Origin of the sequence: Gallionella capsiferriformans ES-2 (assembly GCF_000145255.1) — a bacterium.
GTDB classification, from domain to species: Bacteria; Pseudomonadota; Gammaproteobacteria; order Burkholderiales; family Gallionellaceae; genus Gallionella; species Gallionella capsiferriformans.
Window position 1 is genome coordinate 774930 of record NC_014394.1, and the last position, 12173, is coordinate 787102.

Below are 12173 nucleotides of genomic sequence, written 5' to 3' on the forward strand. Positions count from 1 at the left end.
TGATGCTTGATTTTTTGCTATTCCTGTTATTAATCGAGAAGTTAATTTAACTCAGGAGTTGTTTGGCACTCTAGCTGTCGCAGACGAAGCTATCTGTTTTATCACCAGTGCAAATTTGACCGGCTTTGCGATGGAGAAAAATATGGAAGCCGGTGTGCTTGTGACGGGAGGGAGAATCCCTCAATTGCTTGGCGAGCATCTCAGATCCTTGGTTGATACTAAGATCGTGTCGAGGGTATAGAAAAAATTCCTTATGTGAGTCATGTAATAAATTGATTTTAATAAGTTTTGTTTTGTGCACCACATCCAGAAGTAATGGATGCTAGTGTGAATGTAGAAGGTTATTATGAAACTTTTTCTGGACTTAGCTTACCATTATGGTAAATAATACCAACGTTAGTCGTTATCAAGGACAAGTTCACGGTGCGGGCGAGGCTGATCTCGCAATTTCAGACACTCCTCTTTATGCGCCTGAAGTTGTCATGGTGTTGCTTGAGCAGCGAGGAGAAGACGCTATCAATGCTTGGACCAATAAGTGCATCCGTGATGTGCAAAGTCTAGGTTGGGATAACAGTGATTTGGTAGAGCTTATTCGGCAGGCATTACAGAGTGGCCGATACATAAATTCGCAGTGGTGTATGCAAAAACCTGGTGGACCTTGGGCGGCATGTGATTCATACCTTTTGCGTCGTTCGGAATGGATTGCAGCAGCCCACAAAAATATGCAATGCGAGTACTACGTCAAGTTTGCAATCGGTAGGACCGGCCAGTTATTGTTGCTTGCCTCTTGCCATACACCACAATATTAGGAGATGAACATGACTAACCCAACTGGAATTTGCCAGATTTGCGGAGAGGGGCATCTTAGTGCTCTGGTTGAAATCAATCCGGTCGAATATAAAGGTGTCAGCAAAGAACTGGATATGTATTGCTCAATTTGCTCGGTCTGTGGATCTGAACAAGCATCCGCAAATGATGTTCGTACCAACAAGCGTGCCATGATGGCTTTCAAAAAGGAAGTCGATGGCCTGTTGACTGGCGTTCAAGTGCGCGCTCTGCGTGATAAATTTGGTATTAATCAGACTTATGCATCGCTGATCTTCGGCGGAGGGCCTGTGGCCTTCTCAAAGTATGAAAGTGATGATGTGGCGCAGTCAGAGGCCATGGATAAATTGCTGAGGCTAGCAGATGCAGTACCTGCGGCCTATGCTCATTTGGCTAAACAAGCAGGAATAATCCAGCCGCAGAGTGAAAGCATGAGTAAAAATTGGAAATCGGCAGATTGGGCGAGTGAGCCCGATGTCACGCCAGTTCGACGTGCTCCACATTTGCGTATTGTTTCAGTTTCTGAACCCGTTCCAGAGCAGCAGCGGAGATATGCGTAATGAAGAATGCCAAGCTGCAAAAAGCAATTGATACCTTGCAGATTCAGGATGTGTACCTGCGCGACTGTCTGTCTCGTTGCGTTGGAGATTTTGACCCTAAGTATTGTGATGACTATTCCCAATTAACTGTACAGTATTTGCATGTGGTAAAGCAGTCGGTTGTTATGGAGCGGGAAGGAGATGGACGCTTGTTGCGTGTATTTGTGGACACAGGGGCACGATGGGTTGATCTGACTGAGTCAGACGAGGAATGTTCGGTACGCGCAATGATAGAGGCGAGTTTCGTCGCTGAGTACCGTGTGACAGGAGAGTTGGATCAAACCTGTATAGATGAGTTTTCACTCAAAAATGCCAGTTACCATATTTGGCCTTATTGGCGCGAACTGCTTACAAATCAATGCACGCGCATGCATTTACCGCGCCTCATGTTGCCGGCAGTTCAATTGGCGCATAATCGACATGAGAATCTTTCGGAGCCAATGGATGTGGATCAAAGCGTAATTTAAGCTCTGAGGCTACACCATCACATACAATCAGTCGATTGTAGCCAGTCAATCCAGACTCAATTTCTGGTCTCCGCTCTCAAGGTAAACCGGCACTGGGACAACTACGGCAAATGCTTGATTGCTTCAGTGCGGAATCTGAGGCGTGGGTAAGCGTCCGGCCGCTCCACCTGTTCGGATGAGCCGGTTTATGCAGTCGGTTTGATAGGCAGCAATTCGTCGATGCGGCGCATAGTCCAGACGGGGAGTTTTTCCAGTGTGTCTTTCAGCCAGGCGGACGGTTCAATGCCATTGAGCTTGGCGGTAGCGAACAAGCTTTGAATTGCAGCAGCCCGTTTGCCCGTACGTTCACTTCCTGCAAATAACCAGTTCTTCTTACCCAGTGCAATCGGGCGGATCGCATTTTCCACCGGGTTATTATCGATGGGTAGATTGCCGGTCTGTGCATAGCGAATCAGGCTGGGCCAACGATGCAGGCTGTAGTCGATCGCACGGGCCAGTCCGCTGCCGTCAGCCGTTGCGATACGTAAGCGGATCAGCCAGTCGTGCATGTCCACCAGTATCGGCAGACTGTTTAGTAGGCGGTGTTCTCCACGGGCCGCATGGTCCATTTCGCGAGCCTCTGCTTCAACAGCGTAAAGTTGGGCAATACGCCGCAACGCTTCCGCCGCCTGTGGATGTGCGCCACTGACCTGAAGGTCGAAGAATTTGCGCCGGGCATGCGCCCAGCAGCCAAGCTCGGTAACAGCAAATTGTGCATCGGCGGCAAACATCTTCTTGTAGCCGCCGTAGTCGTCGACCATGAGACTTCCTTGCCAGCCATGCAGAAAGTCTCGCGCATGCTGACCGGATCGGCTGCACTGGTAATCGAACACCACGATCGGAGGTCCCTCATCCAGATCGTTACTCCGGTAGCTCCACAGATAAGCACGCTTGGTCTTGCCTGCTCCCGGATCCAGTTGTTTCACCGGTGTTTCGTCGGCATGCAGTACCTGCCGTTGCCTGAGCAGTTCAGATAGCCTGTCTGCAAGCGGTTGCAGGGCAAAGCCCATGCGACCGATCCATTCGCTCATGGTGCTGCGCGACAGATTGACTTGTTGCCGGGCGGCGATCTGTTCCAGCCTGTACAGCGGCAGATGATCCAGATATTTGCTAGTGGCAACCCAGGTCAGCAAACCGGGCGCGGCCAACGAGCCGTCGATTACCGCAGGCGCCACGGGTGCTGCGGTGATGGTTTCGCACTTGCGGCAGGCATACTGCGGGCGAATATGGCGAATCACAAAGAAGCGCGCCGGTTCGATGTCCAGTTGTTCGCTGACATCTTCGCCGATCTTGACCAGATCGGACTGGCAGGCGGAACAGGTGCAGGAATCCGGTTCGTGGCGCACAACGACACGCTCCAGATGTTCGGGCAAGGTCTGGCGACCGGAACGCGCTCTCGGTGCTGCAGTCGTTGCCGGTAGCTCGGCTTCAACGGCGGCGATATCCTGAACCACATCATCCTCGAACAATGAGCGCTGTTCTGCGCTCATCGCTTCGTTCTTGACGCCATACCGCATGCGGCGCAGATAAGCCACCTCCTGGATCAGTGCCTGAATCTTGATATCTTGTGTTTTGAGCGTTGAATTCAGCGACTGAACAAGTTCGGTGAGACGGGCAATCTCGTCATCGCGAGACTGAGAAGTGACAGAATGATCGGTTTTATCCAGTGAATTCATGGGCTTGATTATATCAAATCCAGCCAAAAAACTCACTTAACATCAGGTGGTTAGGCGCTAAACTCGCCACTGCACGGAAGGTGATGCACACAGCCGTTGCCAGTCCACTCCGGTTGTCAACCAACGCCATTGTTCCGCGCTCATTTGGAACAAGGTTTCACCGGGTGCAGGCCATTTAAAACGTCCCTTGTGCAGGCGACGATGGCACAACCAGACGCCGGTGCCATCCCAGATCAATAGCTTCAGGCGGGAGTAATTGCGATTGGTGAATCCATAGGCTGTGCCATCGCAGGGAGAACGTCCGTCAATCTGCTGGATCAGCAATGACAGTCGATCCATGCTCCAGCGCATGTCTACGGGTTCCGCGTGCAGGAATACCTGTTCCGGCTGGATCATTTGAGCCACGCACTTAACCATGTGGCACAAGCTTGCGCTTGATTGCCTGGCCAGCGGATGTTGATGTGCGTGGTGCGCTTGGTCAGACTAATCTCAATGGGCTCAGTGCAAGCGGCTTCAGTCTGAGCCTTTACCGGCAATTCGACTTGAACGGCAACCAGTTTTGAAGGTTCTGCTGAGACAGAGGCTGGCAGTTGATTCCGGTAGCGGTCGATCCATTTGCGCAGCAGGTTGGTATTGATACCGTGCGCCAGCGCGATTCTTGAAACAGATACGCCAGGCTGGCATTGTGCGACCAGTCCTTGCCTGAACTCGGTTGTATACGTGCGTCGGCGAGGTGCAGGATTCGTAGTACTCATGATGGTGTCCACTTAAATTAGGTGGACACCATGCTCTTATCTTTCGCTTAACGAATCAATGTGGCGCGGATGGACGCTTACAGGCGTGGCACATGTTGGTCACCGAGCTTCTCGACCACTACGCAAATTTTTGTGACAACGGATCAGCCCTATTTTGTCGATGTCTTGGTACAAGAGGACGTGTGGATTCTGGAAAAGGGAGCGGATGGTTATGCGCACGTTGCGCAGCAAAATATCATGCATCTTTGGATACGGCATTCTTTGGATTATTAAGCGATCTAAGCCAAGCATGCAGTGTGTTGAGGGCTTCGCGTTTCTCTTCTTCATATTCGTGTCGATCATAGTGTCTGGATTGTATTCCACCGAGACCGTGACTCATGAGTTGAGCTCGTATGTCCTTTGGGATTTTTAACCCTGCCATTCGTGTTTCAAGCGTGCGACGTAAGTCGGCTAGTTTGAAGGGTGTTGAAGATACCCCTGATTCAACGAATTTAGTTGAGATGCCTGATACATAGGTGGTGACCGTGTCAGGGTTTAGCTTTACTTTTCCTGTGGAACTAAACAACCATTTTGTATCAAGAGACTGTGCTCTCGTTACAGCTTCAGAAATAATTATGTCTGCCATTCCTTCGAGTGGAATCGGATGTCTGCGCGGTTCCTCTCTTTTTCCTTTTGGGTCGAGAAGCGTTAAAAAGTTGTCTTCGATATCTGTAACGGTGCCTCTCAGTAATTGGGCCATTCGCTGACCTGCAAGGAATACTGTGGCGCGGATAGCTAGGCCTGCTGCGCCACCGTGTTTTGCTTCCTCTAAGAGCTGGAATAACTCCTTGTCTGTTAATACTCTATCGCTTGTGCCATTAAATCCTTTTGCTACAGCAAGTTGTGCAGCTGGATTTGAGTTTACGCCGCCAGTGGTTGCAAAGTCTAATGCTGATTCGGGTGCGGATGAATCGCTCTCTGCCCTCAATGTCAACGCATAGGCAGCACTTACAAAAGATCTCAATTTGTTTGCAGTACGCCCCTTTCCCATATCAAGCAAGGTACGCTGAACTGTTACCAAGTCTCGTTTACTAATCTCTGACGCAGGCTTGTTCGAAATTGGAGCTAAATGTTTTGATAATGAGATGACATCATTCGCTGATTTTATTTTATTCTGTTTTTTAAGATAGTTAACATAGACTGTCATTAGTTTTGATAACGTGTACTCGTCACGTTGTTTTCTTTGTTCATCTATGGCTGCTAGTTTTTCTTGTTCAAAATCAATGGCAGCTTGTTTCGCTTGCTCATCGGCCCGCAGTTTCCCTAACACATCAGTGTTTTCTTTATAAATAGCTGCGTAGTGACTTGCCGTCGTTCGAGCGGTTTGAATGTCAAACGATGGGAAAGTCCCTAGGTTGATTTGATAGCGTTTGCCATTGTGTGTGTAACGAAAAATCCAAGTTGCTGAGCCACTAGGCAGGCATCTTAATTGTAAGCGCCAGCCAAGACGTTGCCCGGTGTCATCAGAGAGAAAAACATCGGCTTTGTCTTTTATAGCCTTTGCGAGAGCTGCTTTAATTGATAGTGATGTGATCATTTGTTTTGCGTGCCGTTATCGTGCCGTTATGCTCTTAGATTGTTTTGAATAATACTAGACATAAATGGACGATGCAATAAATAAATACCAATGATTACAATGTGATATTGTTATATTCATTGTGTCTCGTGAATTTTATTGGACATTGTAGGATGCAATATCTTCTGACTGTTAATCCGCAGGTCCCTGGTTCGAGTCCAGGTCGGGGAGCCAGACAGATAAAGGGTTGGTGCTTAGGTGCCAGCCCTTTTTTCTCGCCCAAAATTCGTGTTCGTTGGAGTCGGTATAGGTTCACTTTGGCGTTCATACAAGGGTTACACGTCGTCGTGCTAATCAAATATAATCACTGCGATTAAATTTGATTTTCAGGAGATTCAGTATGCTCACTAAAGTGCTCACAGCGCATGTTCCCGTTCCACTCATTGAAAAGGTTGATTTAATCGCCGCTCGCATGGAACGTTCTCGCGGATGGATCGTGAAGCAGGCGCTGTCCGCTTGGGTTGATCAGGAAGAATTGCGTCGTCGTATGACACTGGACGCGATGGCAGATGTGGATGCGGGTCACGTCATCGACCATCAATCCGTGCAAGCTTGGGCGGACAGTCTTAGTAGCGATCAACCGCTGCCGGTGCCGCGTTGATGGAATTGAAATGGACGGGCAAGGCATTGTCAGATTTGGCAAGGCTGCATGAGTTTCTTTCACCATTAAACAAGCAAGCCGCTGCCGCCACTGTGCAATCCCTGACGGCAGCACCCGCCAAGCTCATGGTGCAACCACGTCTGGGTGAAAGGCTGGAAGAGTTTGATCCTCGTGAGGTGCGGCGTATTTTGGTTGGTCATTATGAGATGCGTTATGAAATTCAACATTCCACAATTTACCTGCTGAGACTCTGGCACACGCGGGAAGATCGTTAGACGATAGCTGTCAAAACGATCATGACAGAGCAACGAAACCCAATTAAGTAAGGACGCCCCCTATGCAACACATCGAATTTCAATTGAACAGCGAATATGTCGAACTCAACCAACTGCTCAAGATGGTCGGCCTATGCGACAGCGGCGGTGCAGGCAAGGCGCTGGTGGCTGAGGGCGTCGTCTCTGTCGATGGGCTACTGGAGCTGCGCAAGACGGCCAAGATACGTGCAGGGTCGGTTGTGACGCTGGGTGATGTGCAGATCAGTGTGGTGGCCTCTGTGTGATGCGCAGGGGTTGATGTGGCCTCTCAGGAAATATTTTCCCAGATACACCTGTCGCAATCGACGACCTGACGCCGCTTGCCTGATTGGAGGTGCATTCCCGGCGACGATGCGTCGAGTCCGTCAAGATATTCAGGAAATTTTTGTACCGTTCACACAGGTTTGTCACATGTTTGATCGTTCGATGAAATGCGATAGGGGACTTCATCCTCTTTCGGGGCGAGTGAAATTTTGTTGCCGTTGGTGTGGAGCATTCCCTGATTACTTAGTTGTTTCAGCGTGCGATAGAGTGATTCGTGGCTTAAGCCCAGTTCAGATGCCCATGACTTGCGGGGTTGACGCAGGGTGACCGTATCATTGATTCCCTCTGATTCGATGTAATGAATGATCCGCTCCGCCGCCCCATTGAGGCTCAATCGCTCACATTGGGCACGCAGTTTTCGTACTTCACGGGCAAGCTGATCTATCCATACATTGCGAAAAGGTGAATTTCGATCGAGTGCGGTGCGGAATGCTGCAAGAGGGAAACACAGCAGGATTCCTGTCTCGACAGCCAGCGCATCACAATGGTACGCAGTGCTGCCAAGACTGGCCTCGGCGAAGAATCCGCCCCGTGATCTTTGCAAAATAATTTTTGTGCCGCGCTTGTCGTGACGAATCAGCTGCACTTCACCTTTGACAACGCAAAATAAGTTGCGCACGGAGTCACCAATTCTGAAAATACTATCACCCACTGCCATGTTTTTGTATTGAGTTACCTGACGCAGTTCATTTGGTACGTAATCTAAAAATGGTTGGGATTCAATTAGTGGTTGCCAGTCCATGTGGTGTATTCAGAGTCTTTGATATGATTTGAATCATAACAGGTGGGTGATGTGCTGCCCAATAATATAGTCCGCCGAAAATGTGGGGTTTGTTGTACATCACTTTTATAGAAAGAATTACATGAAGAAAATTTCTGCATTGTTTGCAATCTTGTTTTGTGGCTATTTGACCATGAGCCAGTCAGTGGCTGAAGAAGGCATTGTTATGGATCATCATGCCATGCACCATCAGCACAGCATGGATGAACGTCTTTCTCTTGGGCTATCACCGGAAATGAAGCAGCATCAACTGAAAAATATGCGTTCACATGTGGTTGCCATTCAGTCTATTGTTGGGCATCTGGCAAACAATGAGTTCGATCAGGCTGCACAGGTCGCACACTCTGACCTTGGATTGACCGATGAGATGAAAAAAATGTGCTCCACTATGTCGGACAATGAAAAATTCAGGCAGCTCGGTTTGGCGTTCCATCAGAGCGGCGATGATCTGGGCGATACCATAAAGAAGAAGGATATGAAGAAATCACTGGAGGCACTGCAAACCACAATGGGCTATTGCGTGCAGTGTCATGCGACATTCCGACAATAACGACACTTCTGCCTGCCCCCGCCGGGAAATTTGATCTGCGCAGAAATATTTCTCCCGGAAACCTGTCGCTCCCGACGCATCGACGCCAGTCACTTGCCGCAACGGGGGACTATAGGGGGTTCTGGCGATGCAACACGGTGCTGAGGTGGCCCAGAAATGCACTCAGTCGGAGTCGCTGCGTGACCGGGATGGCTGCCCCTGTCGGGCGGGGCGGCGGATGCGAGGTGGGGCAGGTTTTGGATGCAAGGGGCGGCGACGGGGCGTCGGGTGCGTCGATTCAGGCGCTCTCAATCACCCGTGCAACATCACCGTGGCATTCCGAGCACTTCCCAACAAGCAGCAGGTCGCCAGATCGAACAGCGCCGGAAAAATTGCTGATCATGACCTCATGGCGGCATACGCCACACCAGACATTTGAGAGCAGTTGCTTTCTGATGTCAGCAGGGATTGCGGCGTACAGCTTGGCGGCAGGTGGTGTGAACTTGGGCAGAGTTTCGACGTTCATGGTAGCTTCTCGACTGTTTGATACTTGCCAGCATACCCGAAACAGGTTCGGTGCTGAAAGGGTCTTTGATGGCAGCTCAGGGCTGTCTGGAATACGTTGTCCACAATTTCTGTGGATAAGTCTGTGTAAACTGGCTGAGTTATTGCGGTATGTATCTGCTGAAAAAGAGATTGTTTCGGTTGGCGACATATTTGAGCATGCACAGGATGGACACTCTCATAAGTAAAAATAGCTACGCTGATGCGTCGGGTGAGTCGAGTTTTTTGTGTAGAAAATTCACATATATGCTAATATTTGCACATGAACTGGCGGATAATTTACTTTTCTGAACGTGTGCGATCTGATGTGTTGGCCTTGCCTCCCGGCATCCGAGCCGACTATCTGCGTCTGGCTGAACTGATGGAAGAACATGGTGCCGACTTGAGGATGCCTCACTCCAAGGCAATGGGAAGTGGTCTGTTTGAATTACGTCCCAAAGGCCCGGAGGGAATCGGTCGTGTGTTCTACTGTACTCAGGTAGGGCAGATGATTGTTGTGCTTCATTCATTCGTCAAGAAGACACAAAGAACACCGAATAATGAGTTGGATATTGCGACCCGTCGCTTGAAGGAGGTTAAAAATGCAAAATGAACGATTCAATCCTGTTGCTCACGATGATGCGTTTGTTGCTCAGATGTTGAGTGATGTTGAAACAAAACATGCCTATGATGAGCTTGAGGAAGAGTATGTGGCTCTGCATGCTGTCTTGCGTGCTCGTCGTGAGGCTGGCTTGACACAGTCCGAGATTGCTCAACGCATGGGTACAACAACTAGTGCAGTGTCTCGTCTGGAGTCATCTCTGATCAGTCAGAAGCATTCGCCTAGTTTTTCGACATTGAAAAAATATGCTCATGCTTGCGGGAAAAAATTGGTGATCAGTCTGGCGTGAGTCGTGTCGGATTTCAGGAGTTCACACTTTCACGGCAGGACGGATTCGCCTGTTTTCAGAATTCCAGAATTTCTGCTTCTTGGGTCATCAATGATTTTTTACTTTTGTAAGGTAAAATGAGGAACATCCCGATGTCAAATTGAAATGGTGATTACCCAGTGCCCATATTGGTTCAGGTCGGGGAGCCAGACAGATAAAGGGTTGGTGCTAACGTACCAACCCTTTTTTCTCGCCCAAAATTTGTGTTCGGCAAAGTCGATATAGGTTATTTCTGGCCAGTCAGCATTTGCACTTGATTTGGCACAAGTTACACTTATCTAATCCTTTCGGCAGATGCGTAACGTTCATCACCGTGCTAGTCTCCACGGGTTGCTAATTACGGCCCAAAACGATGATCATCAAAGTGGCAGACGAAAAGAAATCGCACATCACCACTCTTCAATGTTTGCAGGGCAGGTCTGATTGTCCTCCCGAGACACGGAAGAAGATCGAGCAGGAACTCCGCAATATTCAAGCAGGCATCAAGGGCGAGGATGAAGCTGCCTATGAAATGAAAGTGCATTGGGGCGAATCCAAGAACTGGATGGTTATCCATGACTTGCGGATCGAGCACGGTGATTTGGTCGCTCAGATTGACCATTTGATTGTCAATCGTTTTTTGGAAGTCTGGGTGTGTGAGAGCAAGCATTTCTCGGAAGGTATCGCCATCAACGAGCACGGGGAGTTTGCCGCTTTCTTCGGCAGCAAGCCTTATGGCGTTCCATCACCGATTGAACAGAATAATCGTCATATCCTGATACTTAAACGTTACTTTGAGTCGGGTGCTGTCAAACTGCCGACAAGACTCGGCTTCACGATCAAACCTGACTTGAAGAGCCTTGTGCTGGTGTCCAAGCATGCGAGAATAGCTCGTCCTAAGGCAAAAGTTGACGGACTGGATTGTGTGATCAAAAACGATCAGCTATTTAAGGCAATAGACAAGGCTGTCGATGGAAATAACAACCCATTGATGATGGCGAAAATCATCGGGCAAGATACGTTGGAAGCTGTGTGCCGTGATCTTGCCAGGCAGCACAAGCCTGTCACCTTCAAATGGTATGCTAAATTTGGTCTTCCAGAAAATCCACCAGTCATTGCTTCTGTTCCAACTACGGTCCCAGAGGCCGCTCAACAGGTTCCGCAGGTCCAGCCAGTCGTTCAGCCATCAGTAGACAGCCCTGCCGTTCCTGCCGATACAACAGAGGGCGGCGATAAACCAAAGCAGAAACTGATCTGTGCATCATGCTCAGCGCCCGTGCTGTACAGCGTTGCTAAATTTTGCTGGTTCAACAAGCCAAGGTTCGGAGGGAAAGTCTACTGCATGGAATGCCAGAAAACGGTTCAGGCTCCGTAAGGCTTTGAAAGAAATTGAGGGAAGTTAATTTGGAATCAGTCATATGCCTTTAGATTACGTCGTTTATAAACTGACATTCCCCAATGGCAAAATCTATGTTGGTAAAGACATAGGCGCACAAGGCCACTCCTTGCGATATTTTGGGTCATGGGACAATGAACTGGTCCAAAAGGATTTTTCAGACGAGCAATTGCGAGACTTTTCAATTCGCAAAGAAATTATCTTCGAGTCAAAAAGCAAAACTGAGGTCAGCAAGAAAGAGGGGGAATTGATCTTGCAACTTCGATCCAATGTGCCATCAATTGGATATAACATGACTCATCGCTCGCAGCTGTCAAATTGAACGGGACTGATTTTCAGGAAATATTTTCCCAGATACACCTGTCGCAATCGACGACCTGACGCCGCTTGCCTGATTGGAAGTGCATTTCCGCGTCGATGCGTCGAGTCCGTCATGTGCCGCCTTGATGTAAAATGCGATCTGAAATTTTCTGACCACGACGCCAATACCGAGCATGAGCCGATCTGACCTGATATCCCGTTTGGCTGAACTGCATCCGTAACTCAAGCTGAGTGATGCAGAGCTTGCTGTCAGGGTGGACTTTGATGCGATTTCAGAAACGCTGTCCAAGAATGGGCGCGTCGAAATACGCGGGTTCGGCAGCTTCGCTCTGAATTACAGGCCACTTCGGAAGGGGCGGAATCCGAAGACGGCAGGCAAGGTGTCAGTGCCTGCCAAGTATGTTCCTCACTTCAAGGTAGGCAAGGAATTGCGTGAGCGGGTTGATCTAAAGTAGCTGA

At 49.1% G+C, this 12173-nt stretch carries 18 protein-coding genes; 12 read left to right on the forward strand and 6 right to left on the reverse strand.

From position 1 onward, the window contains the following. Positions 1–377 precede the first annotated feature (377 nt). From GALF_RS03660 to GALF_RS03670, 3 genes are read left to right on the forward strand one after another with little or no spacing between them, the layout of a single operon-like run. Entirely contained in the window at positions 378–809 is a 432-nt protein-coding gene (locus tag GALF_RS03660; RefSeq protein WP_013292706.1) for a hypothetical protein, read from the forward strand. A 9-nt stretch (positions 810–818) separates the two neighbouring features. Continuing rightward, positions 819–1385: a type II toxin-antitoxin system MqsA family antitoxin gene (locus tag GALF_RS03665; RefSeq protein ID WP_013292707.1), complete on the forward strand. Its 567-nt coding sequence runs from the start codon at positions 819–821 to the stop codon at positions 1383–1385. Then, on the forward strand, positions 1385–1891 hold the full coding sequence (locus GALF_RS03670; RefSeq protein WP_013292708.1) for a hypothetical protein: 507 nt from the start codon (positions 1385–1387) through the stop codon (positions 1889–1891). Before GALF_RS03665 ends, GALF_RS03670 begins: the two co-directional genes overlap by 1 nt. A 185-nt stretch (positions 1892–2076) precedes the next feature. On the opposite strand, the gene tnpC is transcribed toward GALF_RS03670, so the two are convergent. From tnpC to GALF_RS14790, 4 genes are all read right to left on the reverse strand, one after another. Continuing rightward, positions 2077–3606 (reverse strand): IS66 family transposase, encoded by a 1530-nt coding sequence (gene tnpC, locus GALF_RS03675; protein WP_013292709.1) that lies wholly within the window; start codon positions 3604–3606, stop codon positions 2077–2079. A gap of 57 nt (positions 3607–3663) precedes the next feature. Next, complete coding sequence (gene tnpB, locus GALF_RS03680) at positions 3664–4002, reverse strand: IS66 family insertion sequence element accessory protein TnpB (RefSeq protein ID WP_013292710.1); 339 nt, start codon at positions 4000–4002, stop codon at positions 3664–3666. Beyond that, positions 3999–4361: an IS66-like element accessory protein TnpA gene (tnpA, locus tag GALF_RS03685; protein WP_013292711.1), complete on the reverse strand. Its 363-nt coding sequence runs from the start codon at positions 4359–4361 to the stop codon at positions 3999–4001. The genes tnpB and tnpA overlap by 4 nt, the downstream gene beginning before the upstream one ends. 235 nt (positions 4362–4596) lie before the next feature. Continuing rightward, the gene (locus GALF_RS14790; RefSeq protein ID WP_013292712.1) at positions 4597–5937 is read right to left on the reverse strand and encodes a tyrosine-type recombinase/integrase; all 1341 of its coding nucleotides are present in this window, start codon (positions 5935–5937) and stop codon (positions 4597–4599) included. A 379-nt stretch (positions 5938–6316) separates the two neighbouring features. On the opposite strand from GALF_RS14790, the gene GALF_RS03695 reads away from it, so the two are divergent. The 3 genes from GALF_RS03695 (at position 6317) to GALF_RS03705 (ending at position 7136) form a co-directional block, all read left to right on the forward strand. Then, entirely contained in the window at positions 6317–6577 is a 261-nt protein-coding gene (locus tag GALF_RS03695; protein ID WP_013292713.1) for a CopG family ribbon-helix-helix protein, read from the forward strand. Beyond that, a complete protein-coding gene (locus GALF_RS03700) occupies positions 6577–6852 on the forward strand; it encodes a type II toxin-antitoxin system RelE/ParE family toxin (RefSeq protein ID WP_013292714.1) in 276 nt (91 codons plus the stop codon). The genes GALF_RS03695 and GALF_RS03700 overlap by 1 nt, the downstream gene beginning before the upstream one ends. 62 nt (positions 6853–6914) lie before the next feature. Then, the gene (locus GALF_RS03705) at positions 6915–7136 is read left to right on the forward strand and encodes an RNA-binding S4 domain-containing protein (RefSeq protein WP_013292715.1); all 222 of its coding nucleotides are present in this window, start codon (positions 6915–6917) and stop codon (positions 7134–7136) included. Positions 7137–7285: 149 nt separating this feature from the next. On the opposite strand, the gene GALF_RS03710 is transcribed toward GALF_RS03705, so the two are convergent. Beyond that, positions 7286–7957: a Crp/Fnr family transcriptional regulator gene (locus GALF_RS03710; RefSeq protein WP_013292716.1), complete on the reverse strand. Its 672-nt coding sequence runs from the start codon at positions 7955–7957 to the stop codon at positions 7286–7288. Between the two features lie 121 nt (positions 7958–8078). Between GALF_RS03710 and GALF_RS03715 the strand changes: the two genes are divergently transcribed. Next, positions 8079–8546 carry a cytochrome c gene (locus GALF_RS03715; RefSeq protein WP_013292717.1) on the forward strand — a complete coding sequence of 156 codons (468 nt, stop codon included), beginning with the start codon at positions 8079–8081 and terminating at the stop codon, positions 8544–8546. A gap of 277 nt (positions 8547–8823) precedes the next feature. On the opposite strand, the gene GALF_RS03720 is transcribed toward GALF_RS03715, so the two are convergent. Next, positions 8824–9051 carry a hypothetical protein gene (locus GALF_RS03720; RefSeq protein WP_013292718.1) on the reverse strand — a complete coding sequence of 76 codons (228 nt, stop codon included), beginning with the start codon at positions 9049–9051 and terminating at the stop codon, positions 8824–8826. Between the two features lie 300 nt (positions 9052–9351). On the opposite strand from GALF_RS03720, the gene GALF_RS03725 reads away from it, so the two are divergent. The 5 genes from GALF_RS03725 to GALF_RS03750 all read left to right on the forward strand — a co-directional run bounded on the left by GALF_RS03725 (position 9352) and on the right by GALF_RS03750 (position 12169). Continuing rightward, positions 9352–9681 (forward strand): type II toxin-antitoxin system RelE/ParE family toxin, encoded by a 330-nt coding sequence (locus GALF_RS03725; RefSeq protein WP_013292720.1) that lies wholly within the window; start codon positions 9352–9354, stop codon positions 9679–9681. Beyond that, positions 9671–9979 carry a helix-turn-helix domain-containing protein gene (locus GALF_RS03730; RefSeq protein ID WP_013292721.1) on the forward strand — a complete coding sequence of 103 codons (309 nt, stop codon included), beginning with the start codon at positions 9671–9673 and terminating at the stop codon, positions 9977–9979. Before GALF_RS03725 ends, GALF_RS03730 begins: the two co-directional genes overlap by 11 nt. A 391-nt stretch (positions 9980–10370) precedes the next feature. Next, positions 10371–11372, forward strand: a complete 1002-nt coding sequence (locus GALF_RS03735; RefSeq protein WP_013292722.1) for a nuclease-related domain-containing protein — start codon at positions 10371–10373, stop codon at positions 11370–11372. Positions 11373–11415: 43 nt separating this feature from the next. Next, positions 11416–11715 carry a GIY-YIG nuclease family protein gene (locus GALF_RS03740; protein ID WP_013292723.1) on the forward strand — a complete coding sequence of 100 codons (300 nt, stop codon included), beginning with the start codon at positions 11416–11418 and terminating at the stop codon, positions 11713–11715. A gap of 226 nt (positions 11716–11941) precedes the next feature. Further along, a complete protein-coding gene (locus GALF_RS03750; protein WP_223293746.1) occupies positions 11942–12169 on the forward strand; it encodes an HU family DNA-binding protein in 228 nt (75 codons plus the stop codon). Positions 12170–12173: the final 4 nt, after the last annotated feature.